This window comes from Hydrogenivirga sp. 128-5-R1-1 (assembly GCF_000171895.1).
Window position 1 is genome coordinate 1 of sequence record NZ_ABHJ01000200.1, and the last position, 1,937, is coordinate 1,937.

Annotated in this window: 2 protein-coding genes; both read right to left on the reverse strand. The window is 31.6% G+C overall.

The annotated features are described in order from the left end of the window. Nucleotides 1-240 precede the first annotated feature (240 nt). Nucleotides 241-1,152 carry a protein translocase subunit SecF gene (secF, locus tag HG1285_RS03380; protein ID WP_008288885.1) on the reverse strand — a complete coding sequence of 304 codons (912 nt, stop codon included), beginning with the start codon at nucleotides 1,150-1,152 and terminating at the stop codon, nucleotides 241-243. A 9-nt stretch (nucleotides 1,153-1,161) separates the two neighbouring features. Then, nucleotides 1,162-1,937 (reverse strand): protein translocase subunit SecD (secD, locus tag HG1285_RS03375; protein ID WP_008288886.1); only part of this gene is annotated, 776 nt, incomplete at its 5' end.

Here is a 1,937-nt window from a genome sequence, read left to right on the forward strand (position 1 = left end):
ATGCAATATAATGTCAATTATATTAAAACTACATATTAAAATTTAAAATGTATAGAAGCAAAAATCAAAGGAATTTTTAAATAAACCCTGAGTGTGTTATAAAGGAAATAGAATTAAAATTTGGTTTCTTTAATTTTTTAGTGAATTTTATATAATAATGCCTGTTTTTAGTATGTTATTAAAAATTCTTAAGATTTAAGATATATAAAAATAAGCAGGATAAAACCTGCCTGTGCCTGACTAACTTTGAACTTTCTTTTTATAAATGTATTTTTCTATATCTACGACCAGTGCTCCTGCCACATAAATTGAGGAATATGTACCGAATATAATGCCAACAAGAAGTGCAAATGAAAATCCCTTTAAAGATTCTCCACCAAAAAGATATAATGCTAAAACAGAAAATAAAGTTGTGCCGGAAGTTATTATTGTTCTTGCAAGGTTTTCATTTATACTCTGGTTAACAAGCTGAAGTAGGTTCTTTTTCCCTCTTATTTTTATGTTTTCTCTTATCCTATCAAATATTATAATTGTATCGTTTAATGAATAACCAAGTACTGTAAGTATTGCAGCTATAACAGAAAGGTTAAGCTCGTATCCGGTTAATGAAAACATACCAAGTGTAAGTATTGCATCGTGGAATAATGGAATTACAGCAGCTATAGCAAACACAGGTTCAAATCTGTATCCAACATATAGAAGTATTGCTATCATAACAGCAACTATAGAGTAAATACTGGCTTTCCTAAGTTCTTCCCCTACAACTGAACCTATATACTCAACTCTTCTTATTTTATATTTACCTTTAAAAAACTCATCTAAAGCTTTCTTTACTTTCTTATAAATAACTGTTGAACTTCCATACTTTATAGGAATTCTTATTTCATATTCCTTTCCTTCTTTGCCAACTTCCTGAATTTGAACATCTTTAAAACCGACATAGGAAGTAGCCTTTCTTATATTCCCAACATTAATTTTTTCCTCAAATTTTACTTGTATAGACGTTCCACCTGTGAAATCAAGACCAAGATTAAAACCTTTAATAAAAATTAAAATCAAACTGATTAAAACTAACGTTCCTGAGGTTATATATCCAAATTTTTTAATTTTTAAAAAATCAATATTAGGCGGTGTTGATAAAAAATTCCTCATTTCCTCTCCTTAAAATGCATATTTAAGTTGTTTTTTTCCACCAAGTATAAGGTCAATAAACACTTTCGTAAGGTAAAGAGCTGTAAATATAGAAACTACTGTACCGATTGAAAGTGTCGCAGCAAATCCTTTTAAAGGTCCTGTTCCGAACTGGAATAAAACAAATGCTGCAATTAATGTTGTTATCTGTGCATCAAAAATAGCATCCCATGCCCTTTTAAAACCTTCTTCAACTGCAACTCTAAGAGTGATACCTTTTCTAAGTTCTTCTTTTATTCTTTCAAAGATAATTACGTTGGCATCAACAGCCATACCTATATTTAAAATAATACCTGCTATACCTGGAAGTGTGAGCGTAACATCTAAAGCGACCATAGCTGCCCATAAGAATAATCCGTTAAATAATAAAGCTATTACTGAAATAAATCCAGAAATAGCATATCTCCATATCATAAATAAACCGACTAAAATCAATGAAGCTATACCTGCTTTAATAGTTTTTTGAATTGATTCCTTACCTAAGGTTGGCCCAATCACTGTTTCTTCCAGTATATGAACAGGTGCAGGCAGTGCTCCAGCCCTTAGAACTATGGCTAAATCTGCTGCTTCTTCTGGTGTAAAGTTTCCTGTTATTTGCCCTGCTGCAGAAATTCTTGAGCGAACAACAGGTGCAGACATTACTTTATTATCTAAGACTATCGCAAGTCTTTTGCCTATCATTTTTGCAGTGGCTTCTCCAAACTTATCAGCACCTTCGGATGTAAGCTCAAAATTAACTGCCGGTT